This is a genomic window from Gulosibacter chungangensis (assembly GCF_008831155.1).
Classification (GTDB): domain Bacteria; phylum Actinomycetota; class Actinomycetes; order Actinomycetales; family Microbacteriaceae; genus Gulosibacter; species Gulosibacter chungangensis.
In genome coordinates this window covers 54,231-78,070 of sequence record NZ_WBKB01000005.1, presented here as the reverse complement: position 1 = coordinate 78,070, position 23,840 = coordinate 54,231, and the positions used below count along the sequence as shown (strand labels likewise).

Genomic DNA, 23,840 nt, shown 5'->3' with positions numbered 1-23,840 from the left:
CCTGGAGGGGATATGTCTCGCCGAATCCTCCCCACCCTTGCGCCAGTTCTCGTCTTCACCGCCGTGGCACTCACCGGTTGCACCGGGCCTTCCGTGCCAATGCAGCCTGCCGAGTATGCGGGTGCTGCAGAATGCGCAGAAGTTTCCGTGCGGCTGCCCGAAACGGTGGACAACCTCTCCAAGCGGTACACGAATGCGCAGGCCACCGGCGCTTGGGGGAACCCCGCTTCGGTATTGCTGCGCTGCGGGGTCGCCACGCCCGGACCCACCACCGACCAGTGCATCAGCCTGGATGGCATCGACTGGGTCGAAGACGAGTCCGATGCCCCCACCTATCGCTACACCACCTATGGGCGTACCCCCGCGCTCGAGGTGATCATTGACTCCTCGACCGGGGTCTCCGGGCTCAACGCGCTGATGGATCTCAATGAGGTCGTCGGGTACCTACCGCAAACCGGCCAGTGCGTGGGCGCCGAGGATGTGCTCGGTATTCCGGAGCTCAATATGCCGGATGCGACCGAGGGCACCGACCCGGCCGAAGGCACCGACGACGTGGATTAGCGGCTCTGCGTGCGATCCAGCGCCACGTCAATGAGTTCGGTGATCAGCTGTTCGTAGGGCAGACCGGACTCCTGCCAGCAGCGCGGGAACATTGAGATCGGCGTGAAGCCGGGCATCGTGTTCACCTCGTTGACGAGGAATCCTTCCTCATCGAGGAAGAAGTCCACACGCGAAAGGCCTTCCGCGCCCAAAGCCTCAAAGGCTCGGATCGCGAGGTCCTGCGCCTCGGTGAGCTGCGCATCCGAAATCTCTGCCGGACAGCTCAGCTGCACGGCGGAATCGTCAAGGTACTTTGCGGCAAAGTCATAGAACTCGGCGTTGTCGACGATGATCTCACCAGCCACCGAGGCGCGAGCGCGTTCCCCGCGACGCGAGCCGAGCACGGCGATCTCGATTTCGCGACCGTCGATGCCCTGCTCGATGAGTATGTGATCGTCTTCGGCAAGGGCGATAGCCATGGCCTCCGCAAGGGCTGCGGGCTCCTTAACCTTGGAGACACCAACTGAAGAACCAGCGCGTGCGGGCTTCACGAAAGCGGGGTAGCCGATTTCCGAGGCCACCCGTTCGGTAATTGCCTCGGCCTCGGTGGCCCATTCGTGGGCGTGCACCGTGAAGCCCGGTGCCACGCGCAGCCCCGCGGCTTCGAGCAGAATCTTCGTGTAGTGCTTGTCCATACCGGCTGCCGATGCCAGCACGCCCGAGCCCACGAACGGCAGATCGACCAGTTCCAGCTGCCCTTGGATCGTCCCATCCTCACCGTAGGGTCCGTGCAGAATCGGGAAGACCACGTCAATATTCCCGAGCTGCTCGAAGCTACCGTCTGCACGGCTCACCGAAATACGACGGTGCTGTGCCGAGTCTGGCAGGTGGATGCGCGTTCCGTTGTCGACCACTTCGGGCAGGTTTTCGGGGTTGAGGCGGAACTTCTCCGGGTCATCTTCTTCCAGTACCCACACGCCATCCCGGGTGATGCCCACCGGGATAATCCGAAACCGGGTGCGGTCGATTGCTGCGAGCACTCCCGCTGCGGTCGCGCAACTGATCTGATGCTCGCTCGACCTTCCGCCAAACAGCACCACCACCGTGGTCAGGTTGTCCGTGCTGTGTTGTGCGGTATCCGTCATCATTCTCCCCGCGGAATCTCGTTATCGGTTGCTAGGTGTGGTGCCAGGTCGGTGGGCGACATCTTGCCGTCCAGCACATCGTTGATCTGCTGCACGATCGGCATCGGCACGCTGTGCTGATTGGCCAGCAGCAGAATCGACTCCACCGAACGCAGGCCCTCGGCGGTTTGCTCCATTCGGCTGTTGACGTCCTGGTAGCTGTAGCCCTGGCCAAGGAGGCGCCCGGCCGTGAAGTTGCGCGATAGTGGCGACATACACGTGGCGATCAGGTCGCCGAGCCCGGCAAGACCCATCATGGTCTCACGGGATGCGCCCATCGCGACCGCAAAATCGGTGATTTCGGCAAGTCCACGAGTCATGATCGAGGCCTTGGTGTTTTCGCCGTAGCCGACACCGTCCGAGATACCGATGGCGATCGCGATCAGGTTCTTGAGGACCCCACCGAATTCGGTGCCCACAACATCCTGGTTCACGAAGGAACGCAAGTACGAGTTTCGGGCAACCTGTGCGACGCGTACGGCAAGCTGCTCGGATTCGCTCGCGACGACGATTGCCGTCGGTTCCCCGCGGGCAATTTCGAGCGCGATATTCGGGCCGGATGCGACCGCAATGCGATCGGCGCCGAGGCCCGAAACATCGCTAATGACCTCGCTCATCCGTTTCCCGGTCGAGCGCTCCATCCCCTTCATGAGGCTGATGATGCTCGCGTCGGCGGTCATGAAGGGCCGGAACTCTTCAATGTTTTCGCGCGCGGTTTGCGCCGGGACCGAGAGGAAGATGAGGTCCGCGCTCGCGACCGAAGCCGCCAGATCGCACGTGGCATGGATGCGTGAGGGCAGATTAATGCCCGGCAGATACGTGGTATTTCGGTGGGCTTCGTTGATCTCGTCAACGACTTCGGGACGACGCACCACGAGCGTGACATTACGCCCACCGTCGGCCACGATCTTCGCGAAGGTCGTCCCCCAGTTGCCGCCACCGATCACGACAATGCGTTCACCGCCGGGCTCGGCTCCGTTATCAGCGAGCGTCGGCAGGGTGATTGGCGAGGTCGCTGGATACCATTCGCTCACGACTGGATCTCATTCGGCAGACCGAATTCGGTCTGCCCGTTTTGCACGGGATCGTAGAGTTCTGCAGGTGCTTTCGCCCCGCGGATTTCTTCGACGAGTTTGGTGATCTCACCCATGATCTTGACGGTGGCACCGTCGATCGCACGCTTCGAGGTGTACTTCCCCTCGAACTCGCTGAGGTCGATGGGTTCGCCGACGATCATTTTGATCGGCGCGCGAAAGCGGAATTTAAACTTCTTCTGGAAGCGCGGGACCACGGCTTGTGCGCCCCAGGTCGCGACGGGAATCACCGGGATGCCCGACTGCAGTGCGAGGCGTGCCGCCCCTGTCTTACCGCGCATCGGCCACATCGCGGGCTCACGGGTGAGCGTCCCCTCAGGGTACACAATCACCGCACCGCCCATGTCGACGATCTGGTTAGCAGCCTTCATCGAATCAGCCTTGGCCCGCGACCGTGCGCGTTCCACCGGCACCTGGCCGCTCTTGCGCAGAAGCCAACCCACGACCGGGATGTTGAAGAGCGAGGCCTTCGCCATGAAGCGAGGGGCTCGGCCGAGCCGCCACACCCCGTAGCCGGTCACCACCGGGTCGATGTCCGAGTAGTGATTCGGGGTCAGGATATAAGGCCCGGTTTTCGGCAGGCTGCCCTTAATGTCGTACTTGAACAGCAGGTTCAGCGCGGGCACGGCGATTGCGGCCATGAGCCAGAAAATCGAGGGCCGACGCTTTTCGGGAGATGCTGATCGCCGCGATTCCTCCGCCACCGACCTAGCTTCCTACTGTGAAGTCCGCACCGAGGGTTCGAAGCTTCTCGAGGAAGTTCTCGTACCCACGAGCGATGATGCCAACGTTCGAAACGCGCGAGACACCGTCGGACATGAGCGCCGCAATCAGGTGACTAAAGCCACCGCGAAGGTCGGGCACCTCAATGTCCGCACCGTGCATTTGGGTGGGGCCAGAGATGACCGCCGAGTGCACGAAGTTGCGCTGCCCAAAGCGGCACTTCTGGCCGCCGAGGCACTCGCGGTGCAGCTCAATCGTGGCACCCATCTTGACCAGGGCGTCGGTGAAGCCAAAGCGCTGTTCGTACACCGTCTCGTGCACGATCGATACTCCCGGAGCCTGGGTCAAGGCGACCACGAGCGGCTGCTGCCAGTCCGTCATGAAGCCGGGGTGCACATCCGTCTCGATCACCACCGGCTTGAGGCCTGCCTCACCCGGGTGCTTGAAGTTAATGCCGTCATCGTGAATCTCGAAGACCCCACCGGCCTTCCGGAACACGTTGAGGAAGGTCAGCATTTCCGCTTGTTTTGCGCCCTCAACGAAGATTTCACCGTTGGTGGCCAGTGCTGCCGCGGCCCAGCTGGCGGCCTCATTGCGGTCAAACAGCGAGAAGTGGTCATACGCGCCGAGTCGGTCGACGCCCTCAATGCGGATCACTCGGTCCGCATCCACCGAGATAATGGCGCCCATCTTCTGGAGCACATTAATGAGATCCATGATCTCGGGCTCGATCGCGGCGTTCGTAAGCTCGGTCATGCCCTGGGCACGCACCGCGGTGAGCAGGACCTGTTCGGTCGCGCCCACTGACGGGTAGTCGAGGTGGATTTTTGCCCCGTGCAGGCCGTTGGGTGCGGTGAGGCGGATGCCTTCCGGCAGCTTGTCGACGACGGCACCGAAGGAACGCAGCGCCGAAAGGTGGAAGTCGATCGGCCGGTCACCGATGCGGCAGCCACCGAGGTCAGGGATGAATGCTTCCCCGAGCTGGTGCAGCAGCGGACCACAGAACAGAATCGGGATGCGGCTGGAACCTGCGTGTGCGTTGATTTCGGCCATGTGGGCGATCTTGACGTTCGAGGGGTCGAGTCGAAGCTCGCCCCCTGCCACGTCACGCTCGACCTTCACGCCGTGCACTTCAAGCAGGCCCGAAACCACGCGTACATCGGAAATATCCGGAACGTTGCGCAGCACGCTCGGCTGGTCGCCAAGGAGCGATGCGACCATCGCCTTCGTGACGAAGTTCTTGGCTCCGCGGACTTCAATACGCCCGTTGAGCGGCTGCCCTCCGTGGAAGGTGATGGTGTCGGCGTTGAGGCCAACAAACTGCGCAGCGCGAGCCGCGTCCTGATTCAGGCTGGTCACTCGCGTGTACCTCCAGAAAGTTCAATTAGGTCTCCCGCGAGGGTACCGGGCTCTGTGTCATCGAGTGCAGGGAGAGTCTTAGGCATCCACGAGGGACGGGTTTTCTCGAACGCGGTGATCGCGTCTTCATCACGGAGGGTCAGCGCGATATCGTCGAGCCCCTCCATGAGGCGCCAACGAGTGTACTCGTCAATCTCGAAAGCGAAAGAGACCTCCCCCACCGACACCGTCTGGTTTTCCAGGCTCACCTGGGCATCGGTTCCTGGATTTGCTTCAATTGCATTCCAGAGCTGTTCGACCTCTTCTTCCTTCAGCACGCCCACCAGCAGTCCCTGCTTGGCGGAGTTTCCACGGAAGATTTCACCGAAGCGTGAACCGAAGACCGCGCGGAAACCAAAGTCACGCAGTGCCCACACGGCGTGCTCACGGCTCGAGCCGGTTCCGAAGTCCGGGCCCGCGATGAGCACCTTCGGGTTCGCGTACTCCGGCTGGTTCAGGATGAAGTCCGGGTCCTGTCGCCAGTGGTAAAAGAGAGCGTCATCAAAACCGGTCTTGGTGACCCGCTTGAGGAAGACCGCCGGGATGATCTGGTCGGTGTCGACATTCGAACGGCGCAGCGGTACGGCCGGGCCGGTGATGTTATTGATCTTTTCCATGAGTTAGGCAACCGCCTGTTCGTTCGTTGCGTTCGTAGCCGACTCGAGGTCCCAGGGGCTCGACAGCTTGCCGCGGATCGCGGTCGCTGCGGCAACCACCGGGGAGACGAGGTGGGTGCGGCCGCCCTTACCCTGACGGCCTTCGAAGTTGCGGTTCGAGGTGGATGCGCAGCGCTCCCCCGGGGCCAGTTGGTCGGGGTTCATGCCCAGGCACATTGAGCAGCCAGCGAAACGCCATTCGGCGCCGAAGTCCTTGACGATCTTGTCAATGCCTTCAGCTTCTGCCTGCAGTCGCACGCGTGCGGAGCCTGGGACGACCATGACACGCACGTCATCGGCCTTTTTCTGGCCCTCGATGATGCTCGCGAAGGCGCGCAGGTCTTCAATGCGCGAGTTGGTGCAGGAGCCCATGAAGACGGTGTCGACCGCGATTTCCTTCATTGGGGTGCCGGCCTTGAGGTCCATATACTCGAGCGCGCGCTCGGCGGTGCTGCGGTCTACCTCGTCAGCAAAATCTTCCGGGTTGGGTACCGTCGCGGACAGCGGCACGCCCTGGCCGGGGTTGGTGCCCCAGGTCACGAAGGGTTCGAGCTCGTTGGCGTCGATGAAGATCTCAGCGTCGAACTCTGCGCCCTCGTCGGTGGACAGGGTGTTCCAGTACGCGACCGCGTCATCCCAGTCCTGGCCCTTCGGTGCGTGTGCTCGGTCCTTGAGGTACTCGTAGGTGGTCTCGTCAGGTGCGACCATGCCGGCACGAGCACCGGCCTCGATCGACATATTGCAGATGGTCATCCGGCCGTCCATGGACAGCGAACGGATTGCCGAGCCGCGGTATTCGAAGACGTAGCCAGCGCCACCACCGGTACCGACCTTGGCAATCACCGCGAGGATGATGTCCTTCGCGGTCACGCCCGGGCGCAGGGTGCCTTCGACGTTTATTGCCATGGTCTTGAAGGGCTTCAGCGGCAGCGTCTGAGTTGCCATCACGTGCTCAACTTCGGAGGTACCGATACCGAAGGCCATGGCCCCGAATGCGCCGTGGGTCGAAGTGTGCGAGTCACCACACACGACGGTGATACCGGGCATGGTGAGTCCCAGCTGCGGGCCAACCACGTGCACGATGCCCTGTTCGCGGTCGCCGAGGGAGTGCAGGCGTACACCAAAGTCTTCCGCATTCTTGCGGAGCGTTTCGATCTGCGTGCGCGAGGTGTCATCCGCGATGCGGTTGAGGATGTCCACAGTGGGGGTGTTGTGGTCCTCGGTCGCGATCGTAAGGTCGGTACGACGAAGCTGGCGATCTGCTTGGCGAAGGCCGTCGAAAGCCTGCGGGCTGGTGACCTCGTGCATGATGTGGAGGTCAATGTAAATAAGGTCGGGGGTACCGTTTTCGCCACGCTTTACAACGTGGGCTTCCCAGACCTTTTCTGGCAGCGTTTTGGGTGCAGATCCCTGAGTTTCAGTCGTCATATTCCTGGAAGTTCTCCTGATTGAGAGGGCTCCGAATGTTAAAAGGGTGTAATGTTTCCCGGCATTCGGATGCTGCCAATGGTAACACCGGGCAGGTACGGACCATTCCCCGCGGGTTCGAGTCAACCGGCGGGGTGCGAGATGATCGTGACGCTATTCGGCGGCGGGAGTCTCCACGCCTTCTCGGCCAAGTGCGTTGGATTCGAGGGTGACCACGCTGACATTGTCCCGGCCACCGAGTTCCACCGCGAGGCGCACGAGCCGCTCTGACAGTGAATGAAGCGGGGCCGACTCGTGCATGTGCGTACGGATCGTGTCGGAAATGAGCCGATCGTCAAGCTCCTTCGTGAGCCCGTCCGAACAAATCACAAAGACCTGGTGACCCTGTACCGGCATGAGCCAAAGATCGGTCTCGATCTCTGCATCCGACCCCACTGCGCGAGTGATGACGTTGCGGTCTGGGTGTACGAGTGCCTCTTCGGCGGTGATCACGCCGAGCGACACGAGTTCCTGCACTGCCGAGTGGTCCACGGTGATCTGCACCACGTCGCGACCGTTCCAGCCGTACACGCGCGAGTCACCGACGTTGAAAATCATCCAGTGCGGGGCGACAGCTGCATCCTCGTTCGGGGCGACCTCCACGAGAGCGATTCCCGACAGAGTCGTGCCGGCCACCGCGCCCGGCCCGTCCGCTTCGGTAATGAGCTGCTGCACGCGCATATTTGCGTCGTCAATCGCTTTGAGCACCTCAACCGGATGCGTGGGCTCATTTTCGGTGAAATGCTCGCTAAACGCTTCCACCAGCGATTGGCTGGCCCGGTCGCCATAGGAATGACCACCCATACCGTCGGCAACGAGGAAGACCGGCGGACGCGCGTAGACGGAATCTTCGTTGACCGCACGAACCGTGCCGATATCCGTCGACGAAGAGACGCGTAGTTCTAGCTCACCGGCGCACGTGTCGACGGTCGCGTTGAACTCAGCAGTCACTGAAACCCCCTGTTTGGCGTACCGGGAAACTCTACCGGCATCGCGGGATTCGAACGAGCCCCTGATCACGTGAATTTCGCTGGCGATCTTAACACCGAGAAACGAACGGCGGCGAACACCGCCCGCGCGTGCCGCGATTTGGAGTGCGCGGTGCCATTCCTAAATAGTCTGTGCCCGACGTCTGGGAGATCCAGGCGTCGGGCACAGTGGTGATTGCAGCGTTAGACCAACGCGGTGTCAGACCAGTGCGGCCGCGAGCTCCTCGCGAAGGATCGTCGCACCGGCACTCAGCGCGCTCAGCTTCGCACGCGACACTTCCCGCGACAGCGGCGCCATCCCGCAGTTGGTGCTCGGGATGAGCTTGTCCGCGTCGACGAACTGCAGTGCCTTGCGGAGCGTTCCCGCGACGGCTTCTGGGGTCTCGATCTCGTCGGTAGCCACGTCGATTGCCCCGAGCATGACTTTCTTGCCGCGGAGGAGCTCGATGAGGTCGACCGGAACATTGGAGTTGTGGGATTCCAGCGAGACGATATCGATGCTCGACTGCTGCAGGAGCGGGAACGACACCTCGTACTGACGCCACTGCGATCCGAGCGTCTTCTTCCAATCGTTATTGGCTTTGATGCCGTAGCCGTAGCAAATGTGCACCGCGGTCTCCACGCTCAGCCCTTCGACCGCTCGCTCGAGTGCGGCGATGCCCCAGTCCTGCACATCCTCAAAGAAAACATTGAACGCGGGCTCATCAAACTGGATGATGTCTACACCCGCTGCCTCGAGGTCTTTGGCCTCTTGGTTGAGGATCTTCGCGAACTCCCAGGCCAGCTTTTCGCGGCTGCCATAGTGGCGATCCGCGAGCGTGTCGATCATCGTCATCGGCCCCGGCAGTGCCCATTTAATTGGTCGATCGGTCTGCTGACGCAGGAATTTCGCATCCTCGGCAAACACGGGCTGCTCGCGGTTCACGGCACCGACAACCGTCGGCACGCTCGCGTCATATCGATTGCGGATACGTACGGTCTCGCGGTTCTCGAAATCGACGCCGTCGAGGTGCTCGATGAACGTCGTGACAAAGTGCTGACGCGTCTGCTCGCCATCACTGACGATGTCGAGGCCACCAAGCTGCTGCTCCTGGACGGTAATGCGCAGCGCATCCTGCTTGCCCTCGGCGAGTGTGTCGCCGCTCAGTTTCCAAGGCGACCAGAGTTGTTCGGGCTCCGCAAGCCAAGACGGCTTCGGCAGGCTACCCACGGTCGAAGTGGGAAGAAGTGCATTCATGTTCAAAAACTTTCTGCCGATTAGACGAGTACCGGTGCTACGGGTTCGGCGGTGCCGTTGGCCCAGCGCTCGAAGATTTCGCCGTAGGGCTGGACGAAGTGGACGTCGGTGTATTGACCCTGCTTGATCCCTAGCTGGCTTCGCTCAACGCGGTCGTAGTTGACCTGCGGGATCGAGTAATCGTCGTGCTCAAGGCTCGGACGGTAGATGTCTCCCGCGGCCGAGTTCGCGTTGTAAATCTCGGGACGGTAAATCTTCTGGAAGGTCTCCATCGTGGCGATCGTGCCCGCGAGCTGCAGGTTGGTGTAGTCATTGAGCAGGTCGCCGCGGAAGTAAAACGCGAGCGGTGCTGCCGCACCCGGAGGCATAAAGTAGCGCACCTGCAGCCCCATCTTGCCGAAGTACTCGTCGGTCAGCGAAAGGTCGTCGTTGTCGTACTCGACACCGAGAATCGGGTGGTGGTTCCCTGTGCGCTGGTAGGTCTTGCTCGTCGAGACGCTGATGCAGATCACCGGCGACTGCGCGAAGCGCTCCTGGTAAGCGGCAGAGTCGAGGAAGCTCTGGAACAGCTTGCCGTGGAGGACACCGTAGTCAGCCGGGATGCCTGCGTCGGCCGCGGCGGCCTTGATCTTCGGCAGCAGCACACTGAAGTCATAGTCACGCAGGTATGACGAGAAGTTGTTCCCGACGATCCCGTGGTGGCGCTTGCCGGAACGGTGGTCGAGGATGTTCGCGTCGAGGACCTCGAACAGCGGGAAAGTGCGCTCGGCGCCGTCCGCGGTGAAGCGCAGTTCTACGGAGACGATGTCGAGTTCGACTGCGTAACGGTCACGGGCAGCGTTGTCCCAGTGTGCGAGGTCGTTGAAGCGCTGGTTCATCATCGTCAGTGCCCGACGGAGGTTCTGCTGGCGCTGCTCGCCGCGAGCCAGGTTCGCGAAGTTCGTCGTTGCTCGCGAAATTTCCGAGGGCGAATAATCCTCGTCGAAACGGGTCGTAGTGATGTTGAACGTGAAGTCGCTCACCGTGGGCATCCAATCCTGTGGTTGATCCTGCACGGCCAGAGTCGGCCGCGCGGAAGTCGATGAATTCATCCTGCCCGCGACCAGGGGTTATCAGGTAACTAGAAACAGCTATGACCCCCTATAGGATGCATCTATGGCAAAAAAGTCGAGCGATATCACCCTGCAACAGCTGCGGTACTTCATTGAAGTTGCCGCTGAAGGTTCGATCAGCGCCGCGGCTGACCTCCTTTACGTTGCCCAGCCAACGCTGTCTGCGGCAATGAAAGATCTCGAAGCTCGGGTGGGCCGATCGCTCCTGCTTCGCTCGACCCGAGGAGTCATGCTCACCACCGACGGCGCCGAATTTCTCGGTTATGCCAGGCAGGTCGTCGAACAGGCAGAGCTTCTCGAACAGCGTTATCTCGGCCGGGCGCCGTCGCGTCGCTTGCTCGGCGTATCGGCGCAGCACTACTCGTTCGTTGTCGAGGCATTCATCCGGATGGTGAAAGACAGCGGGGCGCCCGAATATGAGTACTCGCTCCGGGAGACTCGTACTTGGGACATCATCGAGGATGTCCGGACCCTGCGAAGCGAGCTCGGGGTCCTCTACCGCAATGAGTTCAACGGCAAGGTCATTGACAAGCTCCTACGAGAATCCGGCCTATCGTTTCACCCGCTGTTTCTCGCGGAGCCACACATCTTCATTTCCCGACAGAATCCACTCGCTGCTCGCGGTCGTGTGACGTTAGATGACCTCGCCGAGCTGCCGCGGCTCACCTTCGACCAGGGCGCGAACAACTCCTTCTATTTCGCCGAGGAAATCCTCTCCACGCTTTCGAGTAAGCAGGAGATCCAGGTTTCCGACCGTGCGACCATCTTCAACCTCATGATTGGGCTCGACGGCTACACCATCTCCACCGGCATCGTCAGTGACGACCTCGACCCGGAGATCGCCGCCGTGCCACTCGAGGTCGACGACCGAATCGAAATTGGCTGGATCAGTCACTCTTCAATCCCGCTCACCAAACAGGCGGAGCTCTACCTCGCCGAGTTGCGGGCCGTGGTCACTGACTTTGGGGTTTCACTGCTGGACTAGAGCCAGGCACTGAACCAGAAACGGGCTTTGCGAAGGCTCGAAGGCGTGACCGACGCAGCTCGGGGTTCGGGAAACCAACAAAGCCCAGACCTTGCGATCCGGGCTTTGTCAGGTTGGTGACCCCAGCGGGATTTGAACCCGCGCTGCCGCCGTGAGAGGGCGGTGTCCTAGGCCGCTAAACGATGGGGCCGCGCTGACAACTCGTCTATCTTGGCATAGATGAAAAGTTGAAGTCAACTTGGAGTTCGCGGAACATTTAAAACCCCAGGTCAGATCAGCGTGTTGTGCCAGGAAGGGCTCATTTCGTGGCTATCGCTCATCTCGGGTGCGGGGATCGAAATCGCCGAGCCCGCGCTGCGGGAGACTCGAAATACTGGCCACCTCAGCATCCGTCAGTTCGATCGATACCGCCTCGAGATTCTCGCGCTGACGCTGCGCACTCCCCGAGCGCACGATGGGCACCAGGTCGTTCGAATGATGCCACGCGAGGACGACTTGACCGGGAGTGATCCCACGCGCCTGCGCGACCTCGAGTACCGGCTGTGCCTCGAGCACTTCCCCACCGCGAGCCAGCGGCGACCAGGACTGCACCTGGATGCCACGTGCCGCAAGCTCGGCACGAAGCTCCGGACGGTTCAGGCTCGGGTCGCATGGGAGCTGATCGACCGCAGGCACAAGTCCGGTCTCTGCTTTCAACGCATCCAGGTGCTCAGGCAGAAAATTCGACACGCCAATCGAACGCACGAGCCCCTCTTCCCGGGCATGTGCCATCTGCTCGAACGCCTTCGAGTACAGCCCCAACATGGGTAGCGGCCAGTGAATCAACCACGAATCGAGGTAGTCCACGCCCAGCCACTCGAGGCTGCGCTCGAGCGCCCCGCGCACATCCCCGTGATCGTGACCGCGCAGCTTGGTCTGCACAAAGAGCTCTTCCCGTGGCAAGCCACTCGCAGCAATACCGCGGCCCACAGCCTGCTCGTTCTCGTACTTTGAGGCAGTGTCGATGAGCCGGTAGCCGATCTCGATCGCCGAGGCGACGCTGCGGACGGCTTCTTCATCCTTAAATGGCCAAGTGCCAAAGCCGATGGGTTGGGATGCGAATTCAGCGGATGTAGTCATGCCCGGCACTTTAGCGATCAGATCTGGTCATTCTGAGTGTGGATATTCGACCAAATTTGCTGTGGTTCAGAAAATTGCCGCGCACAATGGCCAAGTGATTATCGTGACGACCAACGAAATTCCGGGGTTCCGCATCCTTGCCGTGCAGGGTGAGGTGATGGGCCTGACCGTCCGCAGCCGCGACTTTGGGTCTTCCTGGGTCGCCGGGTTTAAGTCGATTGGCGGTGGTGAAATCACGCAGTTCACGTCGCTGCTCTATGAGTCCAGGCAGGAAGTAATGGGACGGATGGTGGCGGAAGCGCAGCAGCGCGGCTCGAACGCGATCATTGCCATGCGCTTCGACACGAGTGAGATCGCCGGTCAGTGGACCGAAGTGTGCGCCTACGGCACGGCGGTGATCGTGCAGGCGCTTGGCCCTGACGATGAAGGGTCGACGCCGCAGTCGATCGATCTGTGGCGTCGTGACCAGCAAATGCGGCAACCGCAGCAGCAGTTCGCCGCGCCCAGCGATTTTGTGCCGCGCAGCATGCCCGGCCCTGGTCCCACAGTGCCTGGGCCAACTCCGCCCGGACCTAATCGATAGATGCCGCGAGCTGCAATGGGAGGTGTTCTTCCCATTGCCGATAGCGCTAACCCCGGCCGCTACGCCAGCAATGAGCCCAGCAAACGGTAGGGGCAAGCGTGGCAGCCATGGCTGTTATCGCTAACCCCTTGCCGCTAGGCCTGCAATGCCTACAGCTAATGGCAATGGGAAGACGCGTAACCATGGCCGTTATGGCTAACCCCTGCCGCTGCACTGGCAATGGGTGCGACAAACGGCAGGGGCTAGCGTCGCGCAGCGGCGCGACTACGCGGAAACGTCTGCGCGCTCGCGGTTGACGAGCGGGATAACCTGCTCACCGAAGCGCACGATGTCCTCGGCGGGGTTACCGAACTGCAGCAGCAGCAGGTCGAGGCCCGCTTCCTCAAATTCGCGAATGCGCTCGGCGACCTGCTCGGGCGTCCCGACGAAGTTGGGACGCAGGCCGCGGTTCGACACCGAGTAGTCCTCGAGCGAAACGTTGACGTTGAGCTGCGACTTCGAGATGAAGTCCTGGTACGACTCGTAACCGGCGCTACCTTCCGAGACGTTCGTGATTCGCTCGAATTCGGCGCGCGCCTCCTCTTCGGTGTCGCGCACGATCACAAACGCGGCCATGCCGTAGTTCGCGAAGGGTGCGAGGCCAGCACGCTCGCGGCGACCGCGCATGTCTTCGATCTTCTCGCGCAGCTCCTCGACCGTACCGCCGTGGGTCACATAGGAGTCGGCGTAGGTGGTGATGGATGCGCGGCCAGCTTCCGACTCGCCGCCGGCAAAGATGTGCGGGGCCGGGGTGGGCTTGGGCTCGAGGTAGGTGTTCTCGATCTGGATGTGCTTGCCGTCGAAGTTCACCGGCGACTGGCTCCACAGGGCCTTAAGCGCGTGCACGTACTCGGCGGTGAACTCGTAGCGGTCATCGTGCTCGGGGAACTCGATGCCGTACTGTCGAGCTTCCTCAGCCCACCAACCCGACACAATGTTGAGGCTGAAACGACCGTTCGACAGGTACTGCTGGGTAGCCGCCTGCTTGGCCGCAAGCTGCACCGGACGGTGATAGATCGGGCGGATGGCCGCAAGAATCTCGAGCTTGTCGGTGGAGGCGACGAGCGCCGAGGCGAGCGTCCATGCATCCAGCACCGGACCTTCATTGCCTTTGATGTCACTGAGGTTCAGTTCCGGAACCAGCGTGATGTCGAAGCCGACCCGCTCGGCATCCTGCGCGATCTGACGCTGCGCGGGGAGGTCGAATGCGAACGTGTCGTCGACGTTACGCAACCAGCTGTCAGTAATGGCGGTCCAATAGCCAAAACGCATTGAAATGTTCTCTTCTCTTGTCTTTGGATGTTCGGGGGGCGATCCTTGAGTTGGAGCGAAGCGACGTATCGAAAGGTTCGCGTTGCTGTCCTTCGATACGCGCCTACGGCGCTACTCAGGAATCGACGGTTGATACGCGCCTACGGCCCTACTCAGGAACCAAGGATTAAGCGGGCTGGTGCAGGGTGGCGAGTTCTTCGCCGAGCACACGAGCGATCTTACGTGCGCCAGCCAACTCGACAGTGGCCTCCACGTCCGGGTTGTAGTTCGTGTTCGTGTTGATGTCGTAGACCACCGTGCGGCCGTCCGCGGTTTCGAAGAATTCGATGCCGGCGACCTCGATTCCCTGCTCAGCGAGGAACTTCTCGAGCTTCGCGATCAGCGGGGTCTCGGCGGTGATTTCTGGGCGGATGCGGAACAGCCCACTGTCGGCAGGCACCTCGCAGGCTGCGGATGCGGCAACAAAGCCACCGAGGTCGCTCGCGGCGACCGTGAGGCCGGCGACGTCAATTGCGGGCAGTGCATCCGCCTCGGCTTCGCCATCAGCTGGGACCGCGCAGGCTTCGGCCGGGCAAAGCTCAAAGCTGCCGGCGGAGGTGTCCACGCGAACCGCGTAGTGGAGCTTGCCGCCGATGAACTCGGCGCGGGTAATGAACGGCTCCGCGGTGGCGATGTATTCCTGCAGCAGGGTAATGCCGTCGATCGGCTCTTCGAACTCATCCGAGGCGACGTAGGCGTCGAATTCTTCGTAGCTGTCGAAGCGGCGCACGCCGAGGCCCTTGCCACCCTGGTTGTGCTTGGTGATGAACGGGAGCTCGAAGTTGCGAGCCTGCTCGCTCAGCGCATCCTTCCCGAACACCGCGGTGGTCTTCGGGGCATCGAACCCTACCGCGGCAAGTGCCGTGTACTGGGCAACCTTCGAGACCTCGAGCTCAAGGACCCGCGAACCGTTGACGACGCGGCGACCGTGCGCTTCGAGCCAGCGAAGAATTGCGCGGGCATATTCCTTCGCGTGGTCATTGCCACGGGTGTGCGAGGATGCGCTCAGTCGCGACCAGAAAACACCCTGCGGCGGTTCTGCGCCAACGTCGATGGCACCGGTGGTGAGTTCAAGTTCACGGTAGGGCACGTTTTCGGCTTCGAAGCCGGTGCGCAACGCGGGCAGCCACTCGGGGTTCTCGTGCAGGATGTAGACCGCGGGGGCGTTCTGGTCGTTTGTCATGCCCTTAGTTTTGCCGAGGAATTCAAATGCGGCAACGCGAGCGTCACAGTGTGACGTCACACTGTGACGACCGCCGCATACGGAAATACCACCGAGGATCTAGTTGACTACTTTCCTGAAAGCAGTCAACTGCATCCTCGGTGGTATCCGGGAAAAAGTGGCTCGCGAACAGCGAGCAACGGCAACGCCAGCGAGTAACCGGCAGCAGCAGTCCGAAGCCGCCTTGTGCGCTTAGTGCGCGAGCTGTTCGCTTTGGTCGAAGCGCGAGGGCAGGGTGCCGTCGAATGCGGAAGGCGCGTTCTTGTACGCATCCCGGTACTGTGCGGCCGGGTGCGTGTCCTTCACTCGGGTCTGACCCTCGCCGTAGAGCGCCTCGCGCAGGGTCGAACCGGTGTACTCGGTCTGCGCGCGACCGCGGCGCTGCAGTTCCGGAACCACGTACTCGACGAGGTCTTCGAAGCTGCCCGGGGTTACTGCATAGGCGAAGTTGAAGCCGTCAATGCCACCCTCGTCGACCCAGCGCTCGAGTTCATCCGCAACCGTGGTCGGGCTACCGACGATGACCGGGCCCATGCCGCCGATTGCGCGCTGCTTGACCACGTCATCCACGGTCCACTTGCGGTCCGGGTCGAGGGTCGTGAGCGAAGCGAGTACCGAGCGGAGACTGTCGTTGTCCACCGCTTCGAGTTCCTGGTCGGGTGCGAACTGCGAGAAGTCGAGGCCCGTCCAGCCGCCGTAGAGTGCGAGCACACCCTCGGGGGATGCATAGCTCAGGTAGTCCTGGAACTTCGCCTGGGCCTTCTCGTCGGTTTCGTCGACGATCACGGTCACGAGCGCGAAGATCTTCACATCCTCGCGAGCGCGGCCGACGGCCTCTGCCTGGTCGCGGATCGCATCCGACACCACGCGGGCACCCTTAGCCGACGCGGGCGAGATGAAGATGCCCTCACCGTGCTTGGCCGCAAACTGCTGACCGCGGGGTGAAGCACCGGCCTGGAAAATTACCGGGGTGCGCTGCGGCGAGGGTTCGGTGATCGCGATACCGGGAACCTTGTAGTACTTGCCCTCGTGGTTAATCGGGTGCACTTTCGTGGGGTCGGTGTAGACACCCCGCTCCTTGTCGAAGACGACCGCGTCGTCCTCCCACGAACCTTCCCAGAGCTTGTAGGTCACATCGATGAACTCATCCGCGATCTCGTAACGGTCACCGTGTGCGAGCTGCTTGTCGTACCCCATGTTCACAGCGGCACTGTTGAGGTACGAGGACACCACGTTCCAGGCCACTCGGCCCTTCGTGAGGTGGTCAAGGGTCGCGAACTTGCGTGCGAGATAGAAGGGCTGATCGTAGGTAGTCGCCGAGGTGACACCGAAGCCAAGGTGCTTGGTGACGGCCGCCATCGCGGGAACCTGGAAGAACGGATCGTTCACCGGGGTCTGGTCAGCATCGCGCAGCGCCGAGGCAACCGTGCCGCGGTAGACATCGTAGGTACCGAGCACATCCGCAATGAAGATGGAGTCGAATTTGCCGCGCTCGAGAGTCTTCGCGAGCTCGGTCCAGTATTCGAGGTCCTTGTAGCGGTGCGCCTGGCTTTCCGGGTGACGCCACGTTCCTGAAGACTGGTGCGAGACACAGGTCATGTCGAAGGCGTTCAGGATGATGCGTTTTGCCATGGGGGTTTAGCTCCGTCCGTTCCCGGCCCGGCGGACGTCGGACCTCGATCAGTACCCGGCAAGTCTGGCGTGCATCCGCTCGGAACGTAAGACCGGGCGCCTCATAACGTCATAAACCACAATCGGACGTAATAATTACGCTGCCTTCGACAGGCTCAGGCGACGGGATGTGTGGCTCAGGCGACGGGATGTGTGGCTCAGGCGGGTGGGATGCACGGCTTAAGCGGGCGGGATACATGGCCCAGGCGGGCGAGATGCGAGGCTCAGGCGGCGTCCAAGGGCACGATCGGAATCGCCTGGGTGGGGACGTCCTCATTGCCGACCAGGAAGAACTGATATTCGTGGGGCGCGAGGCTCACGGGGAAGCTCTGCAGGTCATCCACTCGCCCGATGGTCTCCTTGGTGACCGCGCTCGACACGAGCCGACGGGGCGGCAAATGTTCCGAGCGAATCGTGCCGACCACGGGCCTGTTCGCGAAGTTCAACACCGTGATCTGCAGGGGCGCTTCGGTGGCCGTCGGGTCGCCGTCATCGAGGCGGTGCACGAGCACCAGCAGGGCCGGGTCGGACACATTCGGCACATCAAGCTGCGTCGCAAACGGGATGCGATAGCGATCCCGAAGTCGGATCAGCTCACTGAGCTTCCTAGCGAAGGATTCCTCATCATCGAGTTGCTCGGGAAGTGCCCCGTACAGCGACGGCGCCTTCGGGAGCCCCGCCGGCGAGTGGGTCGCTTCCGAGTTGACGCCCATGAGGTCCACTCCCCCGCGTTCGATCCAGCGAGTGTCACCGTCCGCGATTAACTCGGCCACGGCATCCTGCGGGACGGTCAGCGCGCCGACCATATCCCAGGCCGACAGCGCGAATGCGCCCGGTTGCCAGGCGTTATAGGCCGCGAGCAGCAGGTGCGCGCGACGGACCGCATCCGTCACCTCACCCTGAATCTGCTCGAGGCGAGTCACGCCGAGCGAGGCCGCGGCCACGGTGGCCATCGTGCAGGCAATGCCGTTGGTGGTGAACACGAGGTTGAAGTCGATATCGCGACCGAGCAGCGCCTCTTGAAGTTCCCTGCGAATGGTTTTCGCCAGGTGCGCCCCGGTGACAACCTCGCCGCGGAACTCGTATTCGTCATGCATGTGCCGCGATTCCCAGTGCACGAGTTCGTAGGTGAGTTCGTCGTGGTTTTGCAGGCCGTGGATGAGGCTCACGGGTTGGATGCCCGACTCGAGTGAGGTGCGCAGGGTTAGGCGCAGGAATTCGGTGTCGCCGGTGAGGAGTGCGTGTTGGTAGCCGGGCCGGGTAATGAAGTCGTAAGACAGGTCTGCCCCGGCCATTCCCGCATCCCGAATATCTTCCACCGTGAGGTTGAGCTCTTGGAAGGAGAAGCCACCGACCTTGCGGATCATGCTGGCGATGAACTGGTTCGCCGCGTGCGAAAGCGGGTGGCCTTCCGACCAGGCAGGTTGCCCATCCGGCCCGCGCTCGGCAGCGAGGAACCCGTTCGCGTCGAGCCGCAGCGCACTCGCCCCGAGATCGCCGAGCGAGTGCAGCGCGTCCCCGGTGACGAGCCGCATTGCCGAGTAGGTCGGGTCGAGCCAGTTCAGCGTGGGCTGGCCCTCCTTGAAATAGTGCAGGTAGACCCAGCGGCGGACCTTGCCATCAACACCGAGGACCGGGCGGGTGGCGCTCCAGTTGGTCTCCTTCACGCCCGGCTCATAGAAGATCACCCGCTGCAGCGAGCCAATGATGTGCCCCTTTTGTGTGAGCAGCACCTCGGCTTCGGGGCTGAGGTTCACCGAGTCGCCGCCTTCTGGAACTTCCGGCAGTAGATCCCAGTCTTCTTCGGGAATCTCGACCATGTGGTAGATCCCCGGATAGTCCTTATACGCGATTTCGGCGAGGCGGAAGTCCGCGCCTTTTCCGGTGTGACCGGGCACGATATCGTCGATGATGATGCCACCGAATTGCTCGGCCACATCGGCGAGCTGCTGAAATTCGGCTTCGTTCCCGAACTGGCCGTCGATGCGCGTACTAATGCGGTCGAATTGCCCGTCCACGCTCGGGGAGAACTGCCAGCCGACGATGCCGCCGGCACGCTTGGTGGGACCGGTGTGAATCGCTCCAATCCCGATTTTCTCGAAGGCCTGCCAGAGGGCTTCGTCGGCGATGGATGCGAGGAAAGATTCATTCTCGCGGGTAATGAAGGCCGCGGGGTAGGTCGTGAACCACACGGATGCGGCCGCGAGCGCCCGACGCGGGTCGGGCATCGCGTAGGTGTTCCGCCACATGCTCGAGCGGCCGGCGAGACCCCGGCCGATGACGCTCGCATCGCCGAGCATCGATTGTTTGCGCAGCCATTCGACGTAGGAGGGGTTGCCGCCGTCTGCCTTCAGTGGGTCGGCGAAGTGGTGTTGGATGCGGCTGACACCGAGGCCTTCGCGCGGCCTTGACCACTTGCGTCGCCGTGGCTTTTCACGCCCATTACCTTCGGTCGGGTTTTTGGCATCAGATTCCACGCTCGCACCTCCAGATGTGGTCCCGGCAAATTTGTGACGCCCGGCCAGCGTACGAGAGCTTTCTTCGTACATCTCTGAGTAATGCGAAAAGCATCCCTTACGAGTGACTGAGGGTGGACCGTTCCAATCCGCACACCTGAGCCAAACCCCATTTTTCGACATTTGTCATATCGCCTCCTTCCCCGTAAATATGCGGGGGAAGGGCCCAAAACTTTCATTTGACATGACATATTTACATCTCTACGCTAGACTGCATTGGGGCGCGATTCCATCCGACCTCATCACCGCAACGGAGCCGTGTTTAGGCCCCGGTAATACCTGTCTAGGAGGACACAATGAGCACGAAGAGCATCGGAGTCGCAGTCATCGGCGCCGGCATGGCCGGTAAGGCCCACGCTGCCGCGTACCGCTCCGCATCCGCCGTTTTCGACAGCACCCTTCCCGAGATTCGTCTCGTGTCGATTGCTGATGTCTACGAACCGCTCGCCGAAGCCACCGCAAAGCGCTACGGCTTTGAGCGCCACGACACCACCTGGCAGGCACTCGCCGAGGCCGAGGACATCGACGTCGTGAGTGTCGTCGTCGCGAACCGCTTGCACCGCGAAATCGTTGAGGGTCTGCTCGCCGCTGGCAAGCACGTGCTGTGCGAAAAGCCACTCTCGGACACCCTCGAGGACGCCGAGGCCATGGTTGCCGCGGCTAACAACGCCGACACCATTGCACGCGTCGGTCTGACCTACCTCCGCCAGCCCGGTATCGCCTACGCCAAGCAGCTCATTGAGTCGGGGCGTCTCGGCCAGATCTATCACGTATCCGGTCGCTATCACACCGAGTACGCCGCAGACCCGCAGGCACCGATGGTGTGGCGCTACAAGGGGCCGGCAGGCTCGGGCGCCCTCGCTGACGTCGCCAGCCACCTCTCCTACATCATCGAGGCGCTCGGTGGCGAGGTCGAAAGCGTCTCCGGAGGCACCCTGACGACCGTCATTAAGAGCCGCCCGAAGCCCATCGGCAACGTCGTCGGCCACGAGCGCGGCGCGGTGTCGGAGGAGCGCGAGCCGGTTGAGAACGACGACTATGCCGCCTTCAGCGTTCAGTTCGCCAACGGCACCGCGGGCACCTTCGAGGCCTCGCGCGTCGCGCTTGGTCACCCGAACGGTCTGTCCTTCGAGGTCTACGGTGAGAAGGGCTCGCTGAAGTATGACTTCGAGCGTCCCAGCGAAATCTCGGTCTTCCTCGCCGACGACGATCTCGCGAACGCCGGTTTCCGCACCGTGATCCTCGGCCCGAGCCACCCGTACTGGAAGGACGGCCTCGCGATGGATGCACCGGGTGTCGGCATCGGCCAGAACGACGGTTTTGTCTACCAGGCACGCGCGTTCCTCGAAGAGGTCGCCGGTATCCCCGAGTCGGAGTCGCTCCCCCGCGTGCCGAGCCTCGCTTACGGTCTGCGGAACATGCAGCTCCTCGACGCGGTCGCGCAGTCGGCTGCCCAGAACGGCGCCGCGGTGAAGATCGGCAAGTAACCGCTAGCGCTGTCGCTTCAACACCGACGGCGACGCACTCAGCAAATCGGTCACTCGTTCTACAACGAGTGACCGATTTGCGTTAAGCCGCCGGGCAGCGGAGCCCCGCGCACCGCATCCACCCCACACCACCCGCTTAACTCGTCGATGGATGCTGAAAAACACCGTCGGCACAGCATCCAGTGACGAGCGAGTTGAGGGGGCGGTTGCGGAACTAGCAGCCACTAGCAGCGACTAGCGACTGCGGCCGAATCTTAGGGCTCGGAAGATCTGCAGAATGCCGAGGACCACGAACGAGATCCCGAGCATCCACCACAGGGCGACGATGTAGTACGGCGAGAACACCAGCATGAGACCGGCGATGATGCTCAACACCGCGAATATGGCGGTCACCACTTTGGAAGGCGCGTCGGAGAGGGTGGATAGCGCCACTACCCCTTCAACGATCCACATAATGCCGACCATGATCCCGAGCATCGCCGCGAGCCACACCGTGGTGGCGCCGAGGTTCACGAAGGCGAAGATACCCGCGACGAGAAATAGGAGTCCGAGGAGGAAATGTCCAACCCGCGCGAAGCCGCCCTTGGATTTCGCCCGGAAAGAGATGACCACATAGGCGATACCGGTGATGATTGCGTAGACCGCGATCATCGCGGCGACCACCATCGCGGTTTTGCCCGGCCAAACGAGGATCAGAATACCGAGGATGAGTGCCAGCAAGCCGCCGATTCCCAGCGCGGTGCGGATGCTCTTGGTGGTTACAGTCGAGGATTCGACGGACATTTCGGCCCCTTCATCGAAGCGCTTATATGTTGCGCGGAAAACCGACTCAATTCATCGGCTGCTTCGAAATTATACCCGATCAAAGCGCGAAATACCGCGTTGCCCGCAGCAGTTCTGCAACTGCGAAACTGCCAGCTTCGCATCCGCCCGAGGCAACGTAGCCGAGGCATCACAAACGCTTGCTGAAAAAGTCCCGACGGTGTTCACCATCAACCGCGCGATGTGTCTCGACGAATCCGTGTCGTGGATAGTACGTGAGGTTCTCAGTCATCACTTCGTTGGTGAACAGCCGCACTTCGTCGAGCCCAAGTGCCCGGGCATGTTCATCAGTGAACTTGAGGAGCAGCTTGCCGTTTCCCTGGCCCTGGACAGTCGGCGATACTGCCACCACATCAAGCAGCAGGTGATCCGCCTCGGGAATCAGCCCCAGCATCCCGAGTACCTGACTTTCAGCCTCAGCGACCCATACCTCGCCCGCGGCGATATGGGACGCATAGTCCGCGAGCATCGGGGCGGGCTTGCGGTCCATTCGCTCGAGGTACGGGGTGAACGAGTCAGTCAAGATCTTAAGCACAACCTCGGCATCGGATGCCCGGGCGGGGCGGATTAGCAGCACTGCGAAGTCCTTCGGATCGGCAATGGAGGGTGTTGCAGTCTCAGAGATTCTGAGTTTAAGCCAATAACGTGGTCTATCCAGTTGCACTGACTATCGTCAGGCTATTCAGTTGAACTACATATTCAGTTGGCCGATACAAAAGGAGGTGCCCCATGAAGCGACACCCACTCCTTCCCCTTACCGAAACGACCTACTACGTGCTGCTCGCACTGCTGCAACCGGCACACGGGTACCTGATCATGTCCCGCGTCGAAGAGGCAAGCCTCGGCCAGGTGCGCATGGCACCGGGCACGCTCTACGGTGCGCTCGACAATCTCCTCAAGCAGGGACTCATTGAGCGAGCACCGAGCGAGGATGCCCGACGCAAGGTCTACCGAATTACCAAGAGCGGATTCGAGGCGCTCTCGGCAGACACCCAACGGATGGCGCACCTCATCAATGCCTTCACGAACGCAACCCAGACGGGAGACGCATCATGAAAAAGTTCCGCTCATTCATCAATTTCGACCGCGAGGAAGCCTGGCTAAACCGGATGGCGTGCGAGGGCAACCTACTCACGCGGGTTGGCATCTTCTACCACTTCGAGAAGATCAACCCGGCTTCCCTGGAAGCCGCTGCCCGCATCCGTGTGGACTACCAACCCGAAATGCGAGCCGAAGACTTCACCGACTATGTAACCCTCTTTGCCGATTCCGGCTGGCGCCATTTGGCGGGCAGCCGGAACAGTGGCGCCCAGTATTTCGCCGCGGTTGAACCGTCCGCCAGCCTCGAGATATTTTCCGACGAAGCCTCGAAAGCACAGCGCTACCGACGAACTCTCACGGGTCGGGCATCCGCACTGTTGGTGTTCGCCATCGCGACGTTCGTCTTTATCTACTCCGGTGCGATGGGCGTCCCACCGGAAGATTGGTATCGCACGCCAGGCTTGTGGGAAATGAGCGGTTTGGAGTTCGTCGGCGCGTTCGCCTTCGAATCCATCTTCGTCTTCTTCCGCAATATCGCGCCGCGGCTTATCGCGGCTTTGAGCTTGATACTCGCCTGGCAGATGCTGCAGCAATATCGCCTCTGGATGTGCTCCCGCGGCGAGGCGACTACCGCCGCGTAGTCG

General features: G+C 61.7%; 22 protein-coding genes and 1 tRNA gene. 6 read left to right on the top strand and 17 right to left on the bottom strand.

Features of this window, described 5'->3' with window-relative positions:
- Positions 1–12 precede the first annotated feature (12 nt).
- Positions 13–561 carry a DUF3515 family protein gene (locus tag F8O05_RS08990; RefSeq protein WP_158052402.1) on the top strand — a complete coding sequence of 183 codons (549 nt, stop codon included), beginning with the start codon at positions 13–15 and terminating at the stop codon, positions 559–561.
- Here the strand turns inward: F8O05_RS08990 and F8O05_RS08985 are convergent.
- The 9 genes from F8O05_RS08985 to F8O05_RS08945 all read right to left on the bottom strand — a co-directional run bounded on the left by F8O05_RS08985 (position 558) and on the right by F8O05_RS08945 (position 10,319).
- Positions 558–1,685, bottom strand: a complete 1,128-nt coding sequence (locus F8O05_RS08985; RefSeq protein ID WP_158052401.1) for a D-alanine--D-alanine ligase family protein — start codon at positions 1,683–1,685, stop codon at positions 558–560. The two genes, F8O05_RS08990 and F8O05_RS08985, sit on opposite strands and share 4 nt — an antisense overlap.
- The gene (locus F8O05_RS08980) at positions 1,685–2,758 is read right to left on the bottom strand and encodes an NAD(P)H-dependent glycerol-3-phosphate dehydrogenase (protein WP_158052400.1); all 1,074 of its coding nucleotides are present in this window, start codon (positions 2,756–2,758) and stop codon (positions 1,685–1,687) included. The genes F8O05_RS08985 and F8O05_RS08980 overlap by 1 nt, the downstream gene beginning before the upstream one ends.
- On the bottom strand, positions 2,755–3,459 hold the full coding sequence (locus F8O05_RS08975) for a lysophospholipid acyltransferase family protein (protein ID WP_192497108.1): 705 nt from the start codon (positions 3,457–3,459) through the stop codon (positions 2,755–2,757). The genes F8O05_RS08980 and F8O05_RS08975 overlap by 4 nt, the downstream gene beginning before the upstream one ends.
- Positions 3,460–3,526: 67 nt before the next feature.
- Positions 3,527–4,900, bottom strand: coding sequence for a UDP-N-acetylglucosamine 1-carboxyvinyltransferase (murA, locus tag F8O05_RS08970; protein WP_158052398.1), 1,374 nt, complete (start codon positions 4,898–4,900; stop codon positions 3,527–3,529).
- The gene (gene leuD, locus F8O05_RS08965) at positions 4,897–5,556 is read right to left on the bottom strand and encodes a 3-isopropylmalate dehydratase small subunit (protein WP_158052397.1); all 660 of its coding nucleotides are present in this window, start codon (positions 5,554–5,556) and stop codon (positions 4,897–4,899) included. Before leuD ends, murA begins: the two co-directional genes overlap by 4 nt.
- 3 nt (positions 5,557–5,559) lie before the next feature.
- Positions 5,560–7,023: a 3-isopropylmalate dehydratase large subunit gene (gene leuC, locus F8O05_RS08960; protein WP_158052396.1), complete on the bottom strand. Its 1,464-nt coding sequence runs from the start codon at positions 7,021–7,023 to the stop codon at positions 5,560–5,562.
- A gap of 153 nt (positions 7,024–7,176) precedes the next feature.
- Positions 7,177–8,013, bottom strand: a complete 837-nt coding sequence (locus F8O05_RS08955) for a PP2C family protein-serine/threonine phosphatase (RefSeq protein WP_158052395.1) — start codon at positions 8,011–8,013, stop codon at positions 7,177–7,179.
- Between the two features lie 237 nt (positions 8,014–8,250).
- A complete protein-coding gene (locus F8O05_RS08950) occupies positions 8,251–9,288 on the bottom strand; it encodes a methionine synthase (protein WP_158052394.1) in 1,038 nt (345 codons plus the stop codon).
- Between the two features lie 20 nt (positions 9,289–9,308).
- Positions 9,309–10,319: a putative oxygenase MesX gene (locus tag F8O05_RS08945; protein ID WP_158052562.1), complete on the bottom strand. Its 1,011-nt coding sequence runs from the start codon at positions 10,317–10,319 to the stop codon at positions 9,309–9,311.
- 124 nt (positions 10,320–10,443) lie between these two features.
- Between F8O05_RS08945 and F8O05_RS08940 the strand changes: the two genes are divergently transcribed.
- On the top strand, positions 10,444–11,385 hold the full coding sequence (locus F8O05_RS08940) for a LysR family transcriptional regulator (protein ID WP_158052393.1): 942 nt from the start codon (positions 10,444–10,446) through the stop codon (positions 11,383–11,385).
- A gap of 114 nt (positions 11,386–11,499) precedes the next feature.
- Here F8O05_RS08940 and F8O05_RS08935 read toward each other — a convergent pair.
- Both F8O05_RS08935 and F8O05_RS08930 read right to left on the bottom strand, forming a co-directional pair.
- Positions 11,500–11,575 (bottom strand) — tRNA-Glu (locus F8O05_RS08935).
- 119 nt (positions 11,576–11,694) lie between these two features.
- Positions 11,695–12,504, bottom strand: a complete 810-nt coding sequence (locus F8O05_RS08930) for an aldo/keto reductase (RefSeq protein ID WP_158052392.1) — start codon at positions 12,502–12,504, stop codon at positions 11,695–11,697.
- A gap of 94 nt (positions 12,505–12,598) precedes the next feature.
- Between F8O05_RS08930 and F8O05_RS08925 the strand changes: the two genes are divergently transcribed.
- A complete protein-coding gene (locus F8O05_RS08925) occupies positions 12,599–13,087 on the top strand; it encodes a YbjQ family protein (RefSeq protein WP_158052391.1) in 489 nt (162 codons plus the stop codon).
- Positions 13,088–13,351: 264 nt separating this feature from the next.
- Here the strand turns inward: F8O05_RS08925 and F8O05_RS08920 are convergent, their stop codons facing one another.
- The 4 genes from F8O05_RS08920 to treS form a co-directional block, all read right to left on the bottom strand.
- Positions 13,352–14,398 (bottom strand): LLM class flavin-dependent oxidoreductase, encoded by a 1,047-nt coding sequence (locus F8O05_RS08920; RefSeq protein WP_158052390.1) that lies wholly within the window; start codon positions 14,396–14,398, stop codon positions 13,352–13,354.
- Between the two features lie 166 nt (positions 14,399–14,564).
- Positions 14,565–15,620, bottom strand: coding sequence for an ATP-grasp domain-containing protein (locus tag F8O05_RS08915; RefSeq protein ID WP_158052389.1), 1,056 nt, complete (start codon positions 15,618–15,620; stop codon positions 14,565–14,567).
- 231 nt (positions 15,621–15,851) lie between these two features.
- Positions 15,852–17,291 carry an LLM class flavin-dependent oxidoreductase gene (locus tag F8O05_RS08910; RefSeq protein ID WP_158052388.1) on the bottom strand — a complete coding sequence of 480 codons (1,440 nt, stop codon included), beginning with the start codon at positions 17,289–17,291 and terminating at the stop codon, positions 15,852–15,854.
- Positions 17,292–17,554: 263 nt separating this feature from the next.
- Entirely contained in the window at positions 17,555–19,879 is a 2,325-nt protein-coding gene (gene treS / locus F8O05_RS08905) for a maltose alpha-D-glucosyltransferase (protein WP_158052387.1), read from the bottom strand.
- Between the two features lie 263 nt (positions 19,880–20,142).
- Here treS and F8O05_RS08900 point away from each other — a divergent pair, with 263 nt between their 5' ends.
- Positions 20,143–21,333, top strand: a complete 1,191-nt coding sequence (locus F8O05_RS08900) for a Gfo/Idh/MocA family protein (protein ID WP_158052386.1) — start codon at positions 20,143–20,145, stop codon at positions 21,331–21,333.
- Positions 21,334–21,567: 234 nt separating this feature from the next.
- On the opposite strand, the gene F8O05_RS08895 is transcribed toward F8O05_RS08900, so the two are convergent.
- Both F8O05_RS08895 and F8O05_RS08890 read right to left on the bottom strand, forming a co-directional pair.
- Positions 21,568–22,116, bottom strand: a complete 549-nt coding sequence (locus F8O05_RS08895) for an HdeD family acid-resistance protein (RefSeq protein ID WP_158052385.1) — start codon at positions 22,114–22,116, stop codon at positions 21,568–21,570.
- A 169-nt stretch (positions 22,117–22,285) separates the two neighbouring features.
- Positions 22,286–22,732: a GNAT family N-acetyltransferase gene (locus tag F8O05_RS08890; protein ID WP_158052384.1), complete on the bottom strand. Its 447-nt coding sequence runs from the start codon at positions 22,730–22,732 to the stop codon at positions 22,286–22,288.
- A gap of 152 nt (positions 22,733–22,884) precedes the next feature.
- Between F8O05_RS08890 and F8O05_RS08885 the strand changes: the two genes are divergently transcribed.
- Together F8O05_RS08885 and F8O05_RS08880 are read left to right on the top strand one after the other, a co-directional pair.
- Positions 22,885–23,211: a PadR family transcriptional regulator gene (locus F8O05_RS08885; RefSeq protein WP_158052383.1), complete on the top strand. Its 327-nt coding sequence runs from the start codon at positions 22,885–22,887 to the stop codon at positions 23,209–23,211.
- On the top strand, positions 23,208–23,837 hold the full coding sequence (locus tag F8O05_RS08880; RefSeq protein ID WP_158052382.1) for a DUF2812 domain-containing protein: 630 nt from the start codon (positions 23,208–23,210) through the stop codon (positions 23,835–23,837). The genes F8O05_RS08885 and F8O05_RS08880 overlap by 4 nt, the downstream gene beginning before the upstream one ends.
- Positions 23,838–23,840 lie beyond the last annotated feature (3 nt).